Origin of the sequence: Dietzia maris, assembly GCF_036287335.1 — a bacterium.
GTDB lineage: Bacteria > Actinomycetota > Actinomycetes > Mycobacteriales > Mycobacteriaceae > Dietzia > Dietzia cinnamea.
The window spans coordinates 2597413-2618535 of record NZ_CP143053.1; the positions used below are offsets into that span (position 1 = coordinate 2597413).

A 21123-nucleotide genomic window follows, 5' to 3' on the forward strand; every position below is an offset into this window, starting at 1 on the left:
CGCCACCTGCGCCGACACCTGATCAGACAGGTGTCCAGCGGTGGCGTGCCGACAGACTAGCTAGCGCACGACGACGGCGGTCGGGCAGGTCTCGCCCGGCGCACAGTCCGCGGGGTCGCCCGGATGCGACCGCAGACGCTGCATGGTGTGGTCCGAGACGTACCGGAAGATCTCGTTGCCCGGCGTGGTGCGCGACAACGCGTCGGCGGCCAGCAGCATCACCGCGGCGGTCCACGTGCTCAGCTCGACGGGCCACCGTTTGCCGTCGGCGAAGACGAGGCCCGTCCAGTACGAACCGTCGTCGTCCCGCAGGTGCTGCATGTGGGTGAACTGCTGCAGCGCCTGCTCGTGCCGACCCGCGGCCTCGAGCGCGAGCACCAGCTCGCAGGTCTCCGCCCCCGTGACCCACGGACGGTGGTCGACGCAGCGGATGCCGAGGCCGTCCACCACGAAGTCGTCCCAGCGGGAGTCGAGCCGGGCCTGCGCCTGCTCCCCCACCATGACGCCGGCCAGCACCGGGTAGTACCAGTCCATGGAGAACTCGTCCTTGGGCGTGAACAGCTCCGGGTGCGCGCGCAGGGCGTGGCCCAGCCGGTCGGCTGCCGCGTCCCAGTCCGGCGCCGTCTCCCCCAGTTCCTCCGCGATCGCGACACCGCAGCGCAGTGAGTGGTGGACGCTCGACGACCCGGTGACCAGGGCCTCCTCGCAGAAACCCTCGGGGCCCGCGCCCCACCACATCTGCCCCTCCGGTCCCTGGAACGTCAGCACCAGGTCGAGCGCGCGCCGCACGGTCGGCCACATCGACTCGAGGAAACCCGGGGCCCCGGTGACCAGGTGGTGGTGCCAGACGCCCACCGCGACGTAGGCGCAGAAGTTGGAGTCGACGTCGGAGTCCACCACCCGGCCGTCCTCCCACTTCACCGGCCACGACCCGTCGGTCCGCTGGGTGTCACGGAGGAACCCGTAGGCCCGCTCCGCGGCCTCCCACTGCCCGGCGACGGACAGGCCCATCGCCGACTCGACGTGATCCCACGGGTCGGTGTGCCCACCGGTGAACCACGGGATCTCGCCGGTGGGCTTCTGGACCGAGGCGATCCACTCGCCGGTGGCCCGGACCGCGTCGGCGTCGAGGACGCCCGGCACGCTGGGCACCGGCCGGTCACCGATCCCCACGGTCACCGGCCCCGGGCGGGACACACCGTTGTTGTGTGACTGCACGGACGATCAGGCCTCCGCGGGCTTGCGCAGGTAGAACACGATGGACTTGCCCATCACCGGGTTGAGCACCTTCTCGGCGGTGCGCGTGATCCACGGACCCTTCATGAGGTCCCACACGAGGAGCTTGTGGTACGCCTTGGGCAGCGGATGATCCTCGTTCTCCGTGCCCACCGCACACTTGAGCCACCAGTAGGGCGCGTGCAGGGCGTGCGCGTAACCGGTACCCGTGACCTCGAGGCCCGCGGCACGGAGCTTGTAGCCCAGCTCCTCGGCCGTGTAGATCCGGCAGTGGCCGCCGGGGTTGGAGTGGTAGGCGTCCGACAGCTTCCAGCACAGCTTCTCCGGCCACTCCCGCGGCACGGTCACCGCGGCGACCCCGCCGGGCTTGAGGATGCGGACGAGCTCGGCGATCGCCTTCGTGTCCTCCGGCACGTGCTCGAGCACCTCGGAGATGAGCACCAGGTCGAACGTCGCGTCCTCATACGGCATGTCGAGCGCGTCGCCGGTGACGGCCTCGCCCTTCGAGGTGGGCAGACCCTCACCCTCGGCCTCCATGGCCGCCAGCATGTCCGAGACCTGCTGCATCTCGTCGGCGTTCTGGTCGAACGCGGTGACGTCCGCCCCACGCCTGTAGAGCTCGAACGTGTGGCGGCCGAGGCCGGCCCCCACGTCGATGGCTCGCATGCCCGGGGTGACCCCCAGACGGTCGAAGTCAGCGGTCAGCATGCGGCGTCCTCCTGCTCACGGATGTCGTACTCACCGGATTCCGGGAGCACCTCGGGCGCGTCGTCGGTGACGTGCTCGTCGATCTCGGCCTGATCCGGCCCGAGGACCGGCCCCGCCGACAGGTCCGGCAGCGCCTCGCCGCGGACCCGGGCGATCGCCGCCTCGTAGACCTCGACGGTCCGGCGGGCGACGGCCGCCCAACTGTAACGCTCCATCACCCTCGCGCGGCCACCCTTCGACAGCCGGTCCCGTTCGGCGGGATCGGACAGCAGCGCACTGATCTCCCGGGCCAGCGCGTCGACGTCCCCGGGCTCGACCAGGCGGGCCGCCGAGTCGTCCGTCCCGACCACCTCCGGCAGTGCGCCGGCCCGGGTCGCCACGAGGGCGCAGCCACTGGACATCGCCTCCACCGCCGGGAGGGAGAACCCCTCGTACATACTCGGCACGACCGCGATCTCGGCGGACCCCACGAGTTCGGCGAGCTCGTCGTCGTCGACCCCGGACACCAGGTCCACCGCATCGCGCAACCTCAACCTGTCGAGCAGGCGCGACGCCTCGCCCTTCGGCTTGAGCTTGGAGATCAACGTCAGGCGGACGCCCGGGTGTTCCTCACGCACCTTCGCCAGCGCGCGCAGCAGGACGGGGACACCCTTGAGCGGCTGGTCGGCGCTCGCCACGCACACCAGACGGCCGGGTTCGCGACGCCGCCCGTCGTGGAATCGGTCGGTGTCGACACCCAGCGGGATCGTGACGATCCGGTCCGGGTCGACCCCGAAGTCCCCCGCGATGTCCTCCGCCGAGTTGCCGGAGACCGTGATGATCTCCTGCAGCCTGCGGGAGACGCGGATCTGCATGCCGAGGAAGCCGAACCATCGCCACGTCGTGATCTTCTTGCGGAGCGGGGCCTCCTTCATGGCCAGCGCGCGATCGCGGGTGATGGGATGGTGCACGGTGGCCACCACGGGGAAGCCTGCCTTCTCCAGGTCCAGCAGGCCCGAGCCCAGGCACTGGTTGTCGTGCACCACGTCGAAGTCGTCCAGCCGGTCCTTCAGCGTGCGCGCGGCCCGCAGGCTGAACGTCCGCGGTTCCGGGAACCCGGCGGTCCACATCGTGACCACCTCGAGCACGTCGATGAGATCCCGGATCTCGCGGGGACGCGGCGTACGGAACGGGTTCGCGTCGTTGTACAGGTCCAGGCTCGGCACCTTCGTCAGCGTGGGCCCCGGGTCCAGCTCGGGGTACGGCTGACCGGAGAACACCTCGACGGTGTGGCCGAGTGCCGCCAGCTCACGGCTCAGGTGGCGTACGTAGACACCCTGCCCGCCGCCGTGGGGTTTGCTCCTGTACGAGAGCAACGCGATCCGCACGATCGATCGCCTCCTTCTACGGTCATCGGCCCCGCCGTCGCGACTGCCGTGAGTGGCGACGGGCACATCGGGCAAGTCTAGAACACGTTCCCCAACAGCAAGGACGCGGCCGGGCAGCCGACCCGCCGAAACACCGGACCCCCGGCACGCGGGGTGCTCGGGGGTCCGGTGAGACTGGCTGGGCGCGGCGGCGATCCTGCCGCGCCAGCCGATCAGTAGCCCAGGTCGTCGAGGCGGACGGACGCGCCGGTGGCGTCGCCGAAACCGTCCTCGGGGCCGTAGAAGCCGTCGCCGTAGTCCGGGATGGAGTAGGCGGCGGCGCGGGCCTCCTCGGTGGGCTCGACCGTCGAGTTCCGGTAGCGGTTGATACCGGTACCCGCCGGGATGAGCTTACCGATGATGACGTTCTCCTTGAGGCCCACGAGCCGGTCCGACCGCTTGTTGATCGCGGCGTCGGTGAGGACGCGGGTGGTCTCCTGGAAGGAGGCCGCCGACAGCCACGAGTCGGTGGCGAGCGAGGCCTTGGTGATGCCCATGAGGACCGGGCGCGCCGAGGCCGGCGAACCGCCCTCGGTGAGCACGCGGCGGTTCTCCGCCGTGAGCTCGGCACGCTCCACCAGGGCACCCGGCAGGAACTCGGTGCTGTTCGACTCGTTGATTGCCACGCGGCGCATCATCTGGCGGACGATGACCTCGATGTGCTTGTCGTGGATCGACACGCCCTGCGAGCGGTAGACCTTCTGCACCTCGTCGACGAGGTGCTTCTGGACACCGTTCGGGCCGAGGATCGCCAGCACCTCGTGCGGGTCGGCCGGGCCCTCGAGGAGGGCCTGACCGCGCTCGAGATGGTCGCCGTCGGCGATCGGCCGCGAGGAGCCGTCGTCGAGGGTGATGTGGGCGAGGCCCTGACGCTTGGAGAGCTTCTCGTAGACGATCTCGTCCGCACCGTTGTCGGGCACGATCGTGATCGTGTAGAAGCGCTCCTCCTCGTCGATGCGAATCCGGCCCGCTTCCTCGGCGATCGGCGCCTTGCCCTTGGGCACGCGCGCCTCGAACAGCTCCTGCACACGCGGCAGACCACCGGTGATGTCGTCGCCGACGCCACCCTGGTGGAACGTACGCATCGTGAGCTGGGTACCGGGCTCACCGATCGACTGTGCGGCGACGATGCCGACGGCCTCGCCGATGTCGACCAGCTGGCCGGTCGCCATCGAGCGGCCGTAGCAGGTCGCGCAGACGCCGGTGCCGGTGGTGCAGGTCAGCACCGAGCGGACCTTGACCTTCTCCACGCCGGCGTTGATGAGCGCCTCGATGGTCGGGTCACCCAGGTCGGTGCCCGCCGACACGATGACCGTGCCGTTCGCGTCGACCGCGTCCTCCGCGAGCGTCCGGGCGAACGTCGAGGTCTCGACGTGCTCGTCGCGCTCGAGAACACCCGTGGAATTGCCCTGGGCGTCCATGATCGGACGGGCGATCGTCGTCTCCACGCCCTTGCTGGTGCCACAGTCGGTCTCGCGGACGATGACGTCCTGGGAGACGTCGACGAGACGACGGGTGAGGTAGCCCGAGTCGGCGGTACGCAGGGCGGTGTCGGCCAGGCCCTTACGCGCACCGTGCGTGTTCATGAAGTACTCGAGCACCGTCAGGCCCTCGCGGAACGAGGACTTGATGGGCTGCGGGATGAACTCGCCGTTCGGACGGGTCACCAGGCCCTTCATGCCGGCCAGCGACCGGATCTGGGTCATGTTGCCCGCCGCGCCCGACTTCACGATCGTCGGGATCGGGTTGTCGTCCGGGTAGTTGGCCTCCATGGCCTGGCCGATCTCGTCGGCGGCCTCCTGCCAGAGCTTGACCAGGTCGCTCTTGCGCTCCTCGTCGGTGATCTTGCCGAGGTCGTACTGCGACTCCAGGCGCGCGGCCTTGGTGTCGTACGAGGCGAGGATCTCCTTCTTGGCCGGCGGCACGAGCACGTCGGACATGGCGATCGTGACACCCGACCGGGTGGCCCAGTAGAAGCCGGTGTCCTTGAGCTTGTCCACCGTCTGCGCCACGACGATCATCGGGTAGCGCTCGGCCAGGTCGTTGATGATGACGGCCTGACGCTTCTTCGGCATCTGCTCGTTAACAAACGGGTAGTCCGCCGGGAGCAGCTCGTTGAACATGACGCGGCCGAGCGTGGTCTCGGCCAGCCACTCCTGCCCGGGGGTCCAGCCCTCGGGGAACTGCTCCGCCTCGATCTCGGCGCTGGGGCGCTGCTGCGTCATCCGGACCCGGATCGGGGCGTGGATGTCGAGCACACCCAGGTCGACGGCCATGATGGCCTCGGCCGGGGTCGCGTACACGCCGGTCGCCGGCGCGTCGTCGGTGGCGGGCTCGTAGGCGCCCTCGGCACCCTCGTCCAGACGGGTCAGGTAGTACAGGCCCGTGACCATGTCCAGTCGCGGCATGGCGAGCGGACGACCCGACGCCGGCGACAGGATGTTGTTCGACGCGAGCATGAGGATGCGCGCCTCGGCCTGCGCCTCCGCGGACAGCGGGAGGTGCACGGCCATCTGGTCACCGTCGAAGTCGGCGTTGAAGGCCTCACACACGAGCGGGTGCAGCTGGATGGCCTTACCCTCGACGAGCTGCGGCTCGAACGCCTGGATGCCGAGACGGTGCAGCGTGGGCGCACGGTTGAGCATCACCGGGTGCTCGGCGATGACCTCTTCGAGCACGTCCCACACCTGGTCGCGCTGACGCTCGACCATCCGCTTGGCGGACTTGATGTTCTGCGCGTGGTTGAGGTCCACGAGCCGCTTCATGACGAACGGCTTGAACAGCTCGAGCGCCATGAGCTTGGGCAGACCACACTGGTGCAGCTGGAGCTGCGGACCGACGACGATGACCGAACGGCCCGAGTAGTCGACACGCTTGCCGAGCAGGTTCTGACGGAACCGGCCCTGCTTACCCTTGAGGAGGTCAGACAGGGACTTGAGCGGGCGGTTGCCCGGCCCCGTGACCGGCCGGCCGCGGCGGCCGTTGTCGAACAGCGCGTCGACGGACTCCTGCAGCATCCGCTTCTCGTTGTTGACGATGATCTCGGGCGCGCCGAGGTCCATCAGTCGCTTGAGGCGGTTGTTGCGGTTGATCACGCGACGGTAGAGGTCGTTGAGGTCCGAGGTGGCGAAGCGGCCACCGTCGAGCTGGACCATCGGCCGCAGCTCCGGCGGGATCACCGGGACGGCACCGAGCACCATCGCGGCCGGGTGGTTGCCCGACTGCAGGAACGCGGAGACGACCTTGAGCCGCTTGAGGGCGCGGATCTTCTTCTGACCCTTGCCGTTGCGGATGATCTCGCGCAGGGACTCGGCCTCGGCTTCGAGGTCGAAGTTCTCCAGCAGCGCCTGGATCGCCTCGGCGCCCATGCCGCCGGAGAAGTACTCACCGAAGCGGTCCTCGAGCTCGCGGTAGATGCCCTCGTCGACGATGATCTGGTTGACGTCGAGCTTGACGAAGGTGTTCCAGATCTCCTCGAGGCGGTCCAGCTCACGCTGGGCGGCCTCGCGGATCTTCTTCATCTCCTTCTCGCCGCCGTCCTTGACCTTGCGGCGCTGGTCGGCCTTGGCGCCCTCGGCCTCGAGCTCGGCGAGGTCGGCCTCGAGCTTGCGCGCGCGGGCCTCGATGTCGGAGTCGCGCTCGTCCTCGATGATCTTGCGCTCCTCGAGGACCTGGGCCTCGAGGGTGCTGAGCTCGTTGTGACGCAGCTCGGTGTCGACGCCCGTGATGACGTAGGCGGCGAAGTAGATGATCTTGTCGAGGTCCTTGGGCGCGAGGTCCAGGAGGTAACCCAGACGCGACGGGACGCCCTTGAAGTACCAGATGTGGGTGACGGGCGCGGCCAGCTCGATGTGGCCCATACGCTCACGACGCACCTTGGCGCGGGTCACCTCGACGCCGCAGCGCTCACAGATGATGCCCTTGAAGCGCACGCGCTTGTACTTGCCGCAGTAGCACTCCCAGTCCCGGGTGGGGCCGAAGATCTTCTCGCAGAACAGGCCCTCCTTCTCCGGCTTGAGTGTGCGGTAGTTGATGGTCTCCGGCTTCTTGACCTCGCCGTAGGACCAGTTACGGATGTCCTCGGCGGTCGCGAGGCTGATGACCAGCTCGTCGAAGTAGTTGACGTCCTGCACGTAGGCGTCCTTTCCCGGGTGGGATGATGGCGGGCCCCTCGCGGGGTGGGGCCGGTGGGGCCCGCCGTGGTGGAACTCGAATCTGTCGGGTGCGGGGCGGGGCGGCGGCTGCCGCCCTCCCGCCTACTGGGCCAGCTCGTCGGCCGCCGAGGACTCGTCGCGTGAGAGGTTGATCCCGAGGTTCGCGGCGGTGCGGTCGAGGTCGTCGTCGTCACCCTCGCCCAGGGAGACCGCCTGGCCGTCGCTGGAGAGCACCTCGACGTTGAGGCACAGCGACTGCAGCTCCTTGAGGAGGACCTTGAAGGACTCCGGGATGCCCGGCTCGGGGATGTTCTCGCCCTTGACGATCGCCTCGTAGACCTTCACGCGGCCCACGACGTCGTCGGACTTGATCGTGAGCAGCTCCTGCAGCGTGTACGCCGCGCCGTAGGCCTGCATCGCCCAGCACTCCATCTCACCGAAGCGCTGGCCACCGAACTGGGCCTTACCGCCGAGCGGCTGCTGGGTGATCATCGAGTACGGACCGGTCGAGCGGGCGTGGATCTTGTCGTCCACCAGGTGGTGCAGCTTGAGGATGTACATGTAACCCACTGCGACGGGGTACGGGAACGGCTCGCCGGAGCGGCCGTCGAACAGCGTCGCCTTGCCGTCGGCCTTGACCATCCGCTCACCGTCACGGTTCGGCAGGGTGCAGCCGAGCAGACCGGTGATCTCGGTGTCGGCCGCGCCGTCGAAGACGGGGGTGGCGGTGTTGGTTCCGGGCTCGACGTGGTGGATCTCCTCCGGCAGCTTGGTCGCCCAGTCGGGCAGGGAGCCGTCCGCCTCGCGCGGCACCTCCCAGCCCGCCTTGGCCAGCCAGCCGAGGTGGGTCTCCATGATCTGACCGATGTTCATACGGCGCGGGACGCCGTGCGTGTTGAGGATGATGTCCACCGGCGTGCCGTCGGGCAGGAACGGCATGTCCTCGGCGGGGAGGATCTTGCCGATGACGCCCTTGTTGCCGTGGCGGCCGGCGAGCTTGTCGCCGTCCTGGATCTTGCGCTTCTGCGCCACGTACACGCGCACCAGCTCGTTGACGCCGGGGGGCAGGTCGTCGTCGTCGTCACGCGAGAACACGCGCACGCCGATGACCTTGCCGGACTCGCCGTGGGGCACCTTGAGCGAGGTGTCGCGCACCTCGCGCGCCTTCTCACCGAAGATCGCGCGCAGGAGGCGCTCCTCCGGGGTCAGCTCGGTCTCGCCCTTCGGGGTGACCTTGCCGACCAGCACGTCGCCGTCACGGACCTCGGCGCCGATGCGCACGATGCCGCGGTCGTCGAGGTCGGCGAGGACCTCGTCGGAGACGTTGGGGATGTCCCGGGTGATCTCCTCGGCGCCCAGCTTGGTGTCGCGGGCGTCGATCTCGTGCTCCTCGATGTGGATGGACGTGAGCACGTCCTCCTCCACCAGGCGCTGCGAGAGGATGATCGCGTCCTCGTAGTTGTGGCCCTCCCACGGCATGATCGCCACGAGCAGGTTTTTGCCGAGCGCCATCTCACCGTTCTCGGTGCAGGGGCCGTCGGCGAGGACCTGGCCGGCCTCGACGCGGTCGCCCTCGTCGACGATCGGCTTCTGGTTGGAGCAGGTGCCCTGGTTGGAGCGCGCAAACTTGGACAGCCGGTAGGTCTGGCGACCGCCATCGTCGTCCATCACGGTGATGAAGTCGGCCGAGACCTCCTCCACGATGCCCGGGTTGGAGTTGACGACGACGTCGCCGGCGTCGACGGCCGCACGCAGCTCCATGCCGGTGCCGACGAGCGGCGCCTCCGAGCGCACGAGCGGGACGGACTGACGCTGCATGTTCGCACCCATGAGGGCACGGTTGGCGTCGTCGTGCTCGAGGAACGGGATCATCGCGGTGGCGACGGAGACCATCTGCCGCGGCGAGACGTCCATGTAGTCGACGTCGCCGGCCTCGACGACCTCGACGTCGCCGTGCTTCTTGCGGACGAGGATGCGGTCCTCGACGAAGCGCCCCTCGGCGTCGATCTCCGAGTTTGCCTGCGCCACGACGTAGCGGTCCTCCTCGTCAGCGGTCAGGTAGTCCACCTGATCGGTGACGACGCCGTCGACGACACGGCGGTACGGGGTCTCGATGAACCCGAACGGGTTGACGCGGGCGTACACCGAGAGCGAACCGATGAGACCGATGTTGGGACCCTCGGGGGTCTCGATCGGGCACATGCGGCCGTAGTGCGAGGCGTGGACGTCGCGGACCTCGAGACCGGCGCGCTCACGCGAGAGGCCGCCGGGCCCGAGCGCCGAGAGGCGACGCTTGTGCGTCAGGCCCGACAGCGGGTTGTTCTGGTCCATGAACTGCGACATCTGGGAAGTTCCGAAGAACTCCTTGAGCGCCGCGGTGATGGGCCGGATGTTGATCAGCGACTGCGGGGTGATCGCCTCGGAGTCCTGCGTGGTCATGCGCTCGCGGACGACGCGCTCCATGCGGGACAGGCCGACGCGGACCTGGTTCTGGATGAGCTCGCCGACGGTGCGCAGACGACGGTTGCCGAAGTGGTCGATGTCGTCGACCTCGACCGGCACCTCACGGCCACCGGCGACCTGCATGCTCGTCTCGCCCGCGTGGAGGCGCACGAGGTACTCGATGGTCGCGGCGATGTCCTCACGCGTGAGCGTGGTGGTGGCGTCGCCCTCGGGATCCGGCAGGCCGAGCTTGCGGTTGACCTTGTAGCGGCCGACGCGGGCCAGGTCGTAGCGCTTCTCCTTGAAGAAGAGGTTCTCCAGGAGGGCCTCGGCGGACTCGCGGGTCGGCGGCTCGCCCGGACGCAGCTTGCGGTAGATCTCCAGCAGGGCCTGGTCGGTGTCCTCGACCGTGTCCTTCTCGAGCGTGGACATCATGATCTCGGAGAAGCCGTAGCGCTCCTTGATCTCGGTGGTGGTCCAGCCGAGCGCCTTGAGCAGCACGGTGACCGACTGGCGACGCTTGCGGTCGATGCGCACGCCGACGGTGTCGCGCTTGTCGACGTCGAACTCGAGCCATGCGCCACGCGACGGGATGACCTTGACGGAGTGGACGTCCTTCTCCGTGGACTTGTCGCGTGAACGGTCGAAGTACACGCCCGGCGACCGGACGAGCTGGGACACGACGACCCGCTCGGTGCCGTTGATGATGAACGTGCCCTTGTCGGTCATCATGGGGAAGTCGCCCATGAAGACGGTCTGCGACTTGATCTCACCGGTCTCGGTGTTCTCGAACTCCGCGGTGACGAACAGGGGCGCCTCGTACGTGCGGTCCTTCTCGCGGCAGTCCTCGAGGGACGCCTTCACCTCTTCGAAGTACGGCTCCGAGAACGAGAGGGACATGGAGCCGGAGAAGTCCTCGATCGGGGAGATCTCCTTGAGGATGGACTCCAGACCTCCCTCGAGGTTCGTGGTACCGCGCGAGGCGGCCCTCTGCTGCCACTCCTCCGAACCGATGAACCACTCGAACGACTCCGTCTGGAGGTCGAGCAGCCCCGGGACCGGCAACGGCTCGGAGAGCTTCGCGAACGAGACTCTCCGGGGCGCACCGGGAACGGTGGAGACTGACGTGGTCTGGCGGGAGACTGCCAAGATGGGTCCTTCCAGCACCTCACGTGATCACCACGGGCGGTGACCACAGATGTATCTGCGAGCGGTCCGCCGACGGTTATCCCCCCAGGTCCGCGGCCGGATGGAAGGCTCGGAAATCGCCCGGGAAACCGGGGACGAGCCGTCACGGACGGACGAGTGGGCAAATAGCAGCCAGCGCAACGACCTAATCTAGCGGAAGGCGGCGACGAAGTCCAGCCTTCGACGGGAAAGCCCCGGAGGCTGCTCATATACACGGCGCGTCGTCCGTCTCTGCGCTGGTTGCCCTCGTGGCTCTCGCCTCATCGGCCCCCGGTCGGGACGTCGCGCCCGGGCGGTGTGGATCACGCCCGACGCTCCTAAAGGGTGACGGGTGAAAGCCCGTTCGTCAAGGATCAGACTCGGTCGGGTCTCGGATCGGTGCTCGCGCAGGCGCCGTCAGGAGGGGAGGTCGGGGATCCTGGACAGCTTCCACACGCCGTCGACCTTGTCGAGACCGACGAGGTACGTGCCGCTGGTGCTGCCCGCGGCCGCGCCGTCGCGACTCATGGACACGTCCTGGACCAGCAGGACCTCGGCCTTGTCACCATGCAGGTAGGACAGGCCCGCCTCACGGACGAGCGCGTCGACGGTGGTCGCGGTCTGCTCGTAGCTGTCCCTCAGCGCGGGCCAGTTCCGCTCGAGTTCCTCCACGAGCCCCGGGGTGAGGAACTCGCCGAGCGACGCGTGGTACTCGTCGAGTTTCTCGTGGTCGATCGCCACCAGCCGCTGCACGTTGGTCGTCGCGGCGGCGAGGACCTCGTCGGTGGCCTGCTGGTCCACGAACGCGCGGTTCTCGACCGAGACGCCGGGTTCGGTCGCCAGGAACGCCCCCGTGGCGCCGGCGACCAGGCCGACCGCCACGGCGGCGGACGCGAGGACGACCCCGGAGGGACGACGACGACGAGGCGTGCGCTCCCCCGTGTCGCCGCCCGTCGCCGCGTCCTGCGAGTCCTCCGTGGCCGGGTCCGCGGTCCCGGCGGTGGTCGCGGGCCGGACCGGCCCGGAGTGGCCGGCGAGGCGTCGCCGGGCCTGCGGGGTGGCCTGCTTCTGGGTTCTCTTGATGGGTGGCATCAGTTCTTCCCGCCCTTCGTCATCGGCCGGCGGTGGTCGTCGGCGCCGGAGTGGTCTCCCCCGCCTCCGGCGCGTCGTCGGTCTCCCTCGCCGCGCCCGCGTCCTCGTCGGCCGGCTGCTCGCCGTCTCCCTGCCCGTCGGTTCCCTGCTCGCCGGCGCCCTCCTCGGGCACCGCCAGGTCCTGCACCGAGGCGCTGGACTGACCGACGGGGACGGTCACGCCGACCTGGTTGACCGCGTCGGCCTTCCACTGCCCGTCCACACGGGTGAGGTCGACGCGCATGGCCTGCCGGCCCGTGATGTCGTCCTGGCCCTCGCGCTCGGAGTGCGCGGTGAACACGACCAGCACGGCGGCGTCGCCGGCGTCCCGGTCGAGGGTCGCGACCGCGGTGTGGGAGACGGTGGCCGTGGTGACCGCCTTCTGCTCCACCACGCGCGTGCGCACGTCCTGCGCCCACTGCTCCTGCTCGGCGAGGAAATCGCCCGTCGAGGCGGCGGCGAGTTGCTCGAGCGACCGGTCCACGTCGCGGTGGTCGAAGCTGAACGCGTTGATGATCACCTGCGCGGCCGTCTCGGCGACCTCCTCGCGCTCCTGCGCCACCTGGTGCGCGGACCGCGCCTGGAGGTATCGCGTCCCCCCGACTCCGAGGACCGCGAGCCCGGCCACCAACACGAGGACGGCCACGACGGCCATCCAGACGGGGACGCCGGCCCTCGTGCGGTCGGCCGCGGCGGGCGTGGGGTCCTCGTTCGTCTCCTGCGAACTCATGGCGGCGACGGTACCGGACGGGCGTCCTGACGGGTGATCGCCCGGTCGCCCCGTCACCGTGGGATCAGCCCCTGGAGGACGGCGAGCTGCTCTGCGGCCACGGACAGGTTGAGGCGGTCCGGGTCGATCTTCGGCTTACTGTCCCAGGGCTGCGGGACATCGGGGTGTGCGTACTCCACCCGGTCGGCCCCGCGGACAGCAGTGGGGCTGCCGAACGGCACCGTGCAGCGCGCCTCGTAGTTGGGCGGGAAGTTCTGCTCCTGCGGGTCGAAGGACGGGTCCTGCGCCTTGAGTTGCTCGATGATCTCGTAGGTCCCTTCGTAGCCCTGCGTACAGGGTGTGGGGTTGTCCATTTCCAGCACCAGACCGAAGTGGATGGTCCCGTCGCCCGGTGCCACGGACAGACCGCCCGCGGACAGTGCGGGCAGCAACTGCAGCAGCACCACGAACGACGGCGCCAGCGGGTCGACGGTCTTCATGGTCGTGGACAGGTTGCCCACCGCCCGGGTGAGTGGCTCGCCCGAGTTGTCGATCAGTGCGCGCGTCTCGTCGGCGAACTCGGGGGCGGTGGTGATGAGCCGCTCGAGGTCCGAATCGGAGTCCCGCAGGGCCTCGGTCACGGTGCGCAGGTCACGCGAGAAGGAGATGATCTCCCCGGACTGATCGGCCTGGGTGTCGAGCACCGTCGCCCCGTCCCGGATGAGCGCCTGCAGCTGCGGCATCGTGCGGATCCCCTCCTCGGAGAGGCGGATGAGCGAGTCCGACAGCCGCTGGAGCTGTGGCCCGCGGCCCTCGAAGGCGTCGCCGAGTTCGTCGACCATCACCTCGAGGTCGTCCAGCGGGACCGAGCGGGACAGGTCGTCGACCGAGGCCAGGAGGTCCTCGACCCGCACGGGCAGCGCCTCGCTCCCGGCCGAGATGACGTCGCCGTCCTGTAGGTGCGGCTCGGTGTAGCTGTTGGGCCTGAGGTCCACGTACTGCTCGCCGATCGCCGAGCGGTTGGCGACCACGGCCACCGTGTCGGCGGGGATCCCCGGGGCGCTGGAGTCGAGGTCGAGTTCGACGCGCACCCCGTCGTCTGTAAGAGTCAGCTCTCCCACGCGCCCGACGGCGGTCCCGCGGTAGTTGACGGCCGCGTTGGTGAACACGCCGCCGGTGTCCGGCAGGTCGAGGTAGACCTTGTACTGCCCGATCCCCAGCAGGGACGGCAGTCGGACGTAGTTGGCGCCGACGTAGGCGATGCCCACCGCTGCGATCACGCAGAAGGCGATGAGCTGGGTTCTCAGTGTCTTGCTCATCGGAATCCGGGCTCCCCTGGTTCGGGCAGGTAGTTCTCGGAGAACTCCGAGGTCCCCGGCGCGGGCCTGGGCTCGACGGCCCGGTCCATGACGGGCGGTACCGGCAACAACGGCAGCACGATGGTGGTCCTCCGGTCCGGGCCGTTGTCGCCCTCCCACGGGTTGCCGGGGTCGACGTTGTACGGCCCGCGGGTGGTGGTCGGACGCAGCGGAACCGGGTCGCCCTGGTTCGCCCCGAGGTTGCGGAGTGTCTCGGAGATCGTCGCGTCGATCGACAGGAACACGTTGGCCGAGCCACCGATGGTCGAGCGGATCGACGAGTCGGGGAACGGGAACGTGGGCACGAAGCCGGTGAGCTCGATGAGGTCCGGCGTGGACTCGCCGAGGTACTGCAGCACGGGCCGGAGGGCGCGCAGGTCGGCGATGAGGTCCTCGCGGCTGGTGAGCAGGATGTCGGACCCGACCTGGCCGAGGGCGTCGATGCGGCGCAGCATCTCCACCAGCTGCGGCCGCTGCTCCTCGAGGACCGCGACGCCGGCGGGGAGCTCGTCGAGCGCGGCCTGGATCTGTTCGCGCTGGTCGTTGGCCCGGGCGGTCATGAGGTTGACGCCCTCGAGCGCGGCGGTGATGCTGTCGCGCTGCCGGTTGAGCCCGGAGATGAGCTCGTCGGCGGACCGGAGCGTCTCGGTGAGTCCGTCCTCGCGGCCGTCGGTGGCCTTGCGCAGCTCGGCGACGATCGGCTGCAGCTGGTCGACCCCGCCGCCGTTGAGCAGCAGCGACAGGGCGCCGAGGACCTGCTCGATGTCGGTGGCGGTCCGGGTGTTGGACGTGGAGATGACGTCCCCGTCCGCGAGCTGACCGGTGGGCGGCTCGTCCTCCGGCGGGGTGAGCTGGACGAACTTCTCGCCCAGGAGGTTGGTCTGCTGGATGGACGCCTCCGTGTTGGCGGGCAGCTCCAGGTCGTCCCGCAGGACGATGTCGACCTGGGCCGTCCAGCCGTCCTCGGCCAGCGAGATCCCGGTGACGCGCCCGGCGTCGAGTCCGTTGACCTTGACGGTGGACTGCAGCACCAGATCGAGCACGTCGTCGAACCTGATGGAGACCTCCATGGGGTCCTCACCGACGTCGGCGCCGCCGGGCAGCGTGTAGTCCTCGAGGTTCATGGAACAGCCGGCGGCCACGGCCGCGACGAGGGCGGCCGCGCCCAGCGCGCGGCCCGCTCGGGCCGCCGAGGTGAGGTGTCGCCTCATCCCCGTCCTCCTTCCGAGGCGGGCGTCATGGGCCACCCGCGGTTGCCCTCGACCGTTCCCGGCACCGGGATGGACTGCTTCATCTCGCCGGCGAGGATGCCCAGCGGCAGGTCGGGGTTGGACGTGCGCAGTTCCTGGTTGCGCTGGGGTGCGAGCGCCTCACACGCCTGGATGTCGGCGCGACGGAGGTTGTCCAGCTCCTGGAACAGTTCGTTGCCGGGGTTGAGCCGGCCCAGCTTCATGATCTGGCACAGGATCCCGGCCGGATTCTGCTTCTCGGGGATGTTCGGCCGCATCGACAGGGTGCCGGACTCCGCGTCGTAGGCGTTGATGAGGTTGGCCAGCGCCAGGGGCGCGGTCTTGAGGATCTCCTCGAGGTCGTCCCGCTGGTCGGCGGTGATCTGGCTGATCGTCACCAGGCGGTCGGCGTTGCTGCGGATCACGTCCTGGTTGTCCCGCACGAGCCGCGCGACGTCGGCCAACGCGTAGCTCAGTTCGCCCAGCGCACCCTGGAGATCCTCGCGCTGCCCGGCCACCGTCTGGTTGAAGGAGGCCATCTGGGAGTTGAACTCGCGCACCTGCGCGTCGTTCTCCGCCAGCATGGTGACGAAGGACTGCAGGTTGACCACGGTCTCGCTGATGTCCTGGCTCGAGTCGGCCAGCGTGGTCGCGGCGCGGGACAGTTCGTCGATCGAGCGCCCCAGGGCGGCGCCGTTGTCGGCGAGGGTGTCGGCGGAGGTGGCGACGAAGCGGTCGAGGGCACCGTCGCGGTTCGCACCGTCGGGGCCGAGGGCCTCGGTGAGGTCCTTGACCGACGCGTACAGCTTGTCGACCTCGACGGGCGTCGCCGTCCGTTCGATCGGGATGTGCGCGCCCGATTCCATCGTCGGGCCGCCCGAGTACGCGGGCACGATCTGGATGTTGCGGTCCGGGATCACCGAGGGGGTGACCTGGACGGCCTTGGCGTCGGCGGGGATGTCGATACCGCGGCGCACGTGGAGTCGCACCTCGACGGTGTCACCCATGGGGGTCACCTCCTCGACCGATCCGACGGTCACGCCGAGGATCCGGACGTCGGTGCCCTCGGAGACGCCCACCGCGGACGGGAACGTCGCGGTGATGGTGGTGCGCCCGAGACGGGTCACCGCGAGGTAGGTGACGGCGACGACCGCGACGACGACGACGAGGAGCAGCGCCACCAGCCAGTACGGCAGCTTCTTGTGCATCACTTGATCCCACTCTGTCGGGCCGGCGTCCGGGCGCCCGGGTAGAAGGGCGGCTCCGGCGCTCCCGGCGGGATGAGGTTGGTGACCACGGAGTCGAACCACCGACCGGTGCCCAGCATGTTGGCGTACAGCCGGTAGAAGGGCGCGAGGTTGTGGATGGACTTCTTGAGGTCCTCCTCGTGGTCGGTGAGGATCTCCAGCGCGGAGTCGAGGCTGTCGAGGGTCGGGCCGAACTTCGCCTCGTTGTCCGCCACGAACAGCCGCAGCTCGCTCGACAGGCCCCGGGTCGACGCCAGGACCAGCTTGAGGGTCTCCGCGCGCTCGTTGAGCTCGCCGAGCAGCTGACCGGTGCCGATGATGAGCCGGCGGAAGTCGTCGTTGCGCTCGGCGAGGATCCGCGAGCTCGTCCGCGTCGCCTCGAGCAGCTGGCGCAGTTCGGCATCCCGGCTCGAGATGGTCTGGGACAGCCGCGCGACGCCGTCGACCGCGCCGCGGAACTCCTCGGGTGAGGCCTGCATCGCGTCGGTGAGGGTGTCCAGGCTCTCCGCCAGCTTCACGTCGTCGATCTCGTCGAGCGTCTCGGCCGCGGAGGAGAACGCCGTGACGACGTCGTACGGGGCCACCGTCCGCTCGAGCGGGATCGGTTCGGACCGGTCCAGCTCGCCAGTTCCCGCGGGGTCGAGCGCGAGGAACTTCTGCCCCAGGACGGTCTTGACCTGGATGCTCGCCCGGGTGTCGTCGCCGAGCCACGCGTCCTTCGCCCGGAAGCCCACGAGCACCTTGTCGCCCTCGAGCTCGACGTCGGTGACCACGCCCACCTTAATGCCGGCGACGCGGACCTCGTTGCCGCCGGTGAGACCCGCCGCCTCGGAGAAGTAGGCCTCGTACTTGGGCCCCGCCCCGACGATGGGCAGGGCGTCCAGTCGGAAGGAGCCGAGCGTGAGCACGAGGATCGTGATCACGCCGATCGCCCCGATGGTGGCGTTTCCGAACCGGGGCTCGCCCGGCGTGCGCCTGCTCACGGGATCCCTCCTTCATGGCATCGCGGTGCGACGTTGGTGTACAGGACGTGGTTGAGGGTGGGTCCTCCGCTGGGCAGTAGGTTCGGCACGTTGTTTCCCGGGCCGTGCACGAGGTCGGCGCCGCACAGATAGAACTGGAACCAGGAACCGAACGAACCCATCCGGATGAGGTTGTCGGTATTGAGCGGCATGTTCGTGAGGACCTCGCTGAGCTTGTCCTCGTTGTCGGCGAGGTCGTCGGTGACCAGCTTGAGATGGTCGAGCGACTCGGTGACGGCCGGCCTCGTCGCGGTGACGACGTTCTCGGCCGAGGACGTCAGATCGGCCATCGACTCGAGCGAACCGCCGATCGCGTCCCGCTCGGCGGCCAGTCCCTCGACGAGCTGCCTGGTGGTCACCACGAGCTGCTGGAACTGGACGTCGCGCTCGTTGATCGTCTCCAGGACCCTGGTGAGGTTGTCGATGACCTCTCCGATCACCTGATCGCGGTCGGCCAGGTGGTTGGTGAGCTGGCCGGTCTGACGGACGAGGTTCGTCACCGTGCCGCCCTCGCCCTGCAGGACGCGCACCAGCGAGTCGGCGAGGGCGTTGACGTCCTCGGGCTGCAGGGTGGTGAACAGCGGCCGGAAGCCGTTGAACAGGGCGGTGAGGTCGACGGCGGGCGAGGTCTTCTCGATGGGGATGGTGGTGCCCTCGGGAAGCGTCGGCTGAACCGGCCCCGGTTCGCGCGAGATGTTCATGTACCGCTGGCCGATCATGTTGCGGAACCGGAGGGTGAGGTGCACGTTCGCCGGCAGGGTGCGGTCACCGGCGAGGGTGAAGTACACCTTGGCCTGGTCGCGCTCGTGGATCTCGAAGCCGGTCACGTGACCCACCACCACGCCCGCGATCCGGACGTCGTCGCCCTCCTCGACCATGGTCGCGTCGGAGAAGATCGCCGAGTACTCGGTGCCGTCCTCGCGCGTACCGCCGCGGATGGTCGTGGCGAGGATCGTCGACAGCAGTCCGGTGACCACGATGAAGATGACGAGCTTGACGAACGAGGACAGCAGGCCCCCGCGGAACAGCGCTCTGAGTTTGGTCTTCACTCGAACGCCACCTCCGTCCCGCGCAGCGCCGGGGCGCCGAGGGCACCGACCCAGCCCGGGATCTCGGCGGCGTCACGGGCGGAGGCGACGCCGTAGACCGTCCGGACGGTGTCGGTCTCCAGCGGGGACCCGGCGTAGGCCATGGCCATGACGTCCGCGTCCCGTCCGGCGGTCACGGTCGACGGGAACGGCCGGTTCGGCTGCTCGGGCACCGCGCGTCCGGGCGCCGCGGGGACGGAGCCCCTGGTCCGGAGCGACGGGACCGGACCGTCGAGGTCGAGCGGGTTGGGCAACGTCGGCATGCTCTGCGGGCCGGGGTTACGCGACGGCGGCTGGAAGGAGCCGTCGGCGATCGCCCCGCCGGGGGCCATGGGGAAGATGTCGGGCTCCTGGGCCGGTTCGTAGCAGCGCGGGCCTCGCGTGTCGAAGAACCGCGGCTCGTCCTGATTGGGCACGTACCGCCCCTTCGGGTTCACCACCTCGATGGTCACCCGGATGCCCGGGTGCGGGTCCCCCACACCGAGGATCGCATCGGAACGGTCCAGGGCGACCATGAAGTTCTCCACGGTGCACGGCAGGGCCGGCGAGTATTCGGCGAGGTACTCCAGCGAGGTCCGCGAGTCGGCCGCCAGGGCGATGAGGTCGGTGCGGTTGTTCGCCAGGAACCCGGTGAGCACGTCGGCGGAGGTGCTGATGCGCTGCAGTCCGTCCGCGATGTCGGTGCGCCGCTGGATGACCGTGTCGCCGGTGGTCCGCAGGGCGTCGAGGGCGTGGATGAGATCCGGCAGCGCCTCGGAGTACGTCTGGGAGAAGGTCGCGAGGTCCTGCAGTCCGGACTCCAGGGCGGGCATCTCCTCGGTGATGCCCTCGAAGACCTGGCCGATCTCCACCAGGCTCGCCCCGATCTCGTCGCCGCGGCCGGCAAGCGCCTGGTTGAGCGCACCGAGGGTGCCCGCGAGCTTCTGCGGGGGAACGGCCTCGAGCACGGGCAGCAACCCGTCGAGGACCCGGCCGAGCTCGACCGCGTTGCCCCGGGTGTCCTGCTCGATGGTGTCGCCGGGTTCGAGCGCGCCCGTCGGTTGGTCGGGGAAGCCGAGGTCCACGTAGCGCTCGCCGAACAGCGTCTTGGGCAGGAGCCTGCCGCTGATGTTGGCCGGGAGCTGACCCATGAAGTCCGGATCGAACTCCATGTTCACGCGCACCAGGTCGCCGTCGGGTTCGACCCCGGAGACCCGTCCGACGAGGACTCCGCGGGCCTTGACGTCGGCGTCCACGGGCAGCGAGTAGGCCATGTCGTCGGTGACCATGGTGACGCTGTCGGACGCGGTGAACGCGCGGTTGTAGATCGCGATCGTGGTCGCGACGAACGCCACGGCGATGATGACGAACAGGGTCGCCAGGAGTCGCTTGCGTGTCGATGACGTCTCGTTCATCCGGCCACCCGCACCGTCGTGGTCGTGCCCCACAGGGCGAGTCCGACGAAGAAGTTGAGGATGGCCACCACGACGATCGTGGTGCGCACCGCTCGGCCGACCGCGACGCCCACGCCGGCGGGCCCGCCGGTGGCGGTGAACCCGTAGTAGCAGTGGATCATCACGAGGACGAACGCGAAGATGATCACCTTGACGAAGGAGTAGATCACGTCCTCGGGTGGCAGGAAGAGATGGAAGTAGTGGTCGAAGGAGCCCGTCGACTGCCCCTGGACCATCGTGTTGACGCCCCGGGTGGCGAGGTAGGACGACAGCAGACCGACCACGTAGAGCGGGATGACCGCGATGAACCCGGCGATGATCCGGGTGGTCACCAGGTACGGCACGCTGGGTATCGCCATCACCTCGAGGGCGTCGATCTCCTCCGAGATGCGCATGGCGCCGAGCTGGGCGGTGAACCCGCATCCCACGGTGGCGGACAGCGCGAGTGAGGCCACCAGCGGTGCGACCTCACGGGTGTTGACGTAGGCCGACAGGAAGCCGGTGAGCACCGAGCTGCCGATCTGGTCCAGGGCGGCGTAGCCCTGCAGCCCCACGACCACGCCGGTGAAACCGCTCATCATGACGATCACGCCGATGGTCCCGCCGAGGACGGCGAGCACGCCCACGCCGAAGGTCACCTCGGCGATGAGCCTCAGGACCTCTTTGCGGTAGTGGACGATCGTCTGCGGGATCCACCGGATCGCGCGCAGGTGGAAGGCGAGCTGGTCGCCGAGCGAGTCGAACGAGGCTATGGGACCACGGATCATGGCCCGGATCCGGGCCCGGGTGGGAC

14 protein-coding genes are annotated in these 21123 nt (G+C 69.1%); all 14 read right to left on the reverse strand.

Annotated elements, in window-relative coordinates; genetic code table 11:
• Nucleotides 1-60: 60 nt before the first annotated feature.
• On the reverse strand, nt 61-1167 hold the full coding sequence (locus VYL96_RS11990) for a prenyltransferase/squalene oxidase repeat-containing protein (RefSeq protein ID WP_243699616.1): 1107 nt from the start codon (nt 1165-1167) through the stop codon (nt 61-63).
• Between the two features lie 57 nt (nt 1168-1224).
• Nucleotides 1225-1944 (reverse strand): class I SAM-dependent methyltransferase, encoded by a 720-nt coding sequence (locus tag VYL96_RS11995; RefSeq protein WP_131885310.1) that lies wholly within the window; start codon nt 1942-1944, stop codon nt 1225-1227.
• Nucleotides 1938-3311: a glycosyltransferase family 4 protein gene (locus VYL96_RS12000; protein ID WP_131885311.1), complete on the reverse strand. Its 1374-nt coding sequence runs from the start codon at nt 3309-3311 to the stop codon at nt 1938-1940. Before VYL96_RS12000 ends, VYL96_RS11995 begins: the two co-directional genes overlap by 7 nt.
• Before the next feature lie 212 nt (nt 3312-3523).
• Nucleotides 3524-7483, reverse strand: coding sequence for a DNA-directed RNA polymerase subunit beta' (locus VYL96_RS12005; RefSeq protein WP_131885312.1), 3960 nt, complete (start codon nt 7481-7483; stop codon nt 3524-3526).
• A 123-nt stretch (nt 7484-7606) separates the two neighbouring features.
• Complete coding sequence (gene rpoB, locus VYL96_RS12010) at nt 7607-11113, reverse strand: DNA-directed RNA polymerase subunit beta (protein WP_131885313.1); 3507 nt, start codon at nt 11111-11113, stop codon at nt 7607-7609.
• A gap of 417 nt (nt 11114-11530) precedes the next feature.
• A complete protein-coding gene (locus VYL96_RS12015) occupies nt 11531-12205 on the reverse strand; it encodes a hypothetical protein (protein ID WP_131885314.1) in 675 nt (224 codons plus the stop codon).
• 19 nt (nt 12206-12224) lie between these two features.
• The gene (locus VYL96_RS12020) at nt 12225-12974 is read right to left on the reverse strand and encodes an Rv1363c family protein (RefSeq protein WP_236885166.1); all 750 of its coding nucleotides are present in this window, start codon (nt 12972-12974) and stop codon (nt 12225-12227) included.
• A 53-nt stretch (nt 12975-13027) separates the two neighbouring features.
• Nucleotides 13028-14272 carry an MCE family protein gene (locus tag VYL96_RS12025; RefSeq protein ID WP_131885315.1) on the reverse strand — a complete coding sequence of 415 codons (1245 nt, stop codon included), beginning with the start codon at nt 14270-14272 and terminating at the stop codon, nt 13028-13030.
• Entirely contained in the window at nt 14269-15522 is a 1254-nt protein-coding gene (locus VYL96_RS12030; protein ID WP_131885316.1) for an MCE family protein, read from the reverse strand. Before VYL96_RS12030 ends, VYL96_RS12025 begins: the two co-directional genes overlap by 4 nt.
• Nucleotides 15519-16748, reverse strand: coding sequence for an MCE family protein (locus tag VYL96_RS12035; RefSeq protein WP_131885335.1), 1230 nt, complete (start codon nt 16746-16748; stop codon nt 15519-15521). Before VYL96_RS12035 ends, VYL96_RS12030 begins: the two co-directional genes overlap by 4 nt.
• A complete protein-coding gene (locus tag VYL96_RS12040; protein WP_131885317.1) occupies nt 16748-17770 on the reverse strand; it encodes an MCE family protein in 1023 nt (340 codons plus the stop codon). The genes VYL96_RS12035 and VYL96_RS12040 overlap by 1 nt, the downstream gene beginning before the upstream one ends.
• Nucleotides 17767-18858: an MCE family protein gene (locus VYL96_RS12045; RefSeq protein WP_131885318.1), complete on the reverse strand. Its 1092-nt coding sequence runs from the start codon at nt 18856-18858 to the stop codon at nt 17767-17769. Before VYL96_RS12045 ends, VYL96_RS12040 begins: the two co-directional genes overlap by 4 nt.
• Nucleotides 18855-20291 carry an MCE family protein gene (locus VYL96_RS12050; RefSeq protein ID WP_131885319.1) on the reverse strand — a complete coding sequence of 479 codons (1437 nt, stop codon included), beginning with the start codon at nt 20289-20291 and terminating at the stop codon, nt 18855-18857. Before VYL96_RS12050 ends, VYL96_RS12045 begins: the two co-directional genes overlap by 4 nt.
• Nucleotides 20288-21097, reverse strand: a complete 810-nt coding sequence (locus VYL96_RS12055; RefSeq protein WP_174521533.1) for an MlaE family ABC transporter permease — start codon at nt 21095-21097, stop codon at nt 20288-20290. The genes VYL96_RS12050 and VYL96_RS12055 overlap by 4 nt, the downstream gene beginning before the upstream one ends.
• Nucleotides 21098-21123 lie beyond the last annotated feature (26 nt).

Bases quoted from the DNA above. Each gene is read 5' to 3' on its own strand.
- VYL96_RS11995 (WP_131885310.1), bottom strand. From the start codon at position 1,944: ATGCTGACCGCTGACTTCGACCGTCTGGGGGTCACCCCGGGCATGCGA.
- VYL96_RS12020 (WP_236885166.1), bottom strand. From the start codon at position 12,974: ATGAGTTCGCAGGAGACGAACGAGGACCCCACGCCCGCCGCGGCCGAC.
- VYL96_RS12025 (WP_131885315.1), bottom strand. From the start codon at position 14,272: ATGAGCAAGACACTGAGAACCCAGCTCATCGCCTTCTGCGTGATCGCA.
- VYL96_RS12055 (WP_174521533.1), bottom strand. From the start codon at position 21,097: ATGATCCGTGGTCCCATAGCCTCGTTCGACTCGCTCGGCGACCAGCTC.
- VYL96_RS12035 (WP_131885335.1), bottom strand. From the start codon at position 16,748: ATGCACAAGAAGCTGCCGTACTGGCTGGTGGCGCTGCTCCTCGTCGTC.
- VYL96_RS12050 (WP_131885319.1), bottom strand. From the start codon at position 20,291: ATGAACGAGACGTCATCGACACGCAAGCGACTCCTGGCGACCCTGTTC.
- VYL96_RS12030 (WP_131885316.1), bottom strand. From the start codon at position 15,522: ATGAGGCGACACCTCACCTCGGCGGCCCGAGCGGGCCGCGCGCTGGGC.
- VYL96_RS12015 (WP_131885314.1), bottom strand. From the start codon at position 12,205: ATGCCACCCATCAAGAGAACCCAGAAGCAGGCCACCCCGCAGGCCCGG.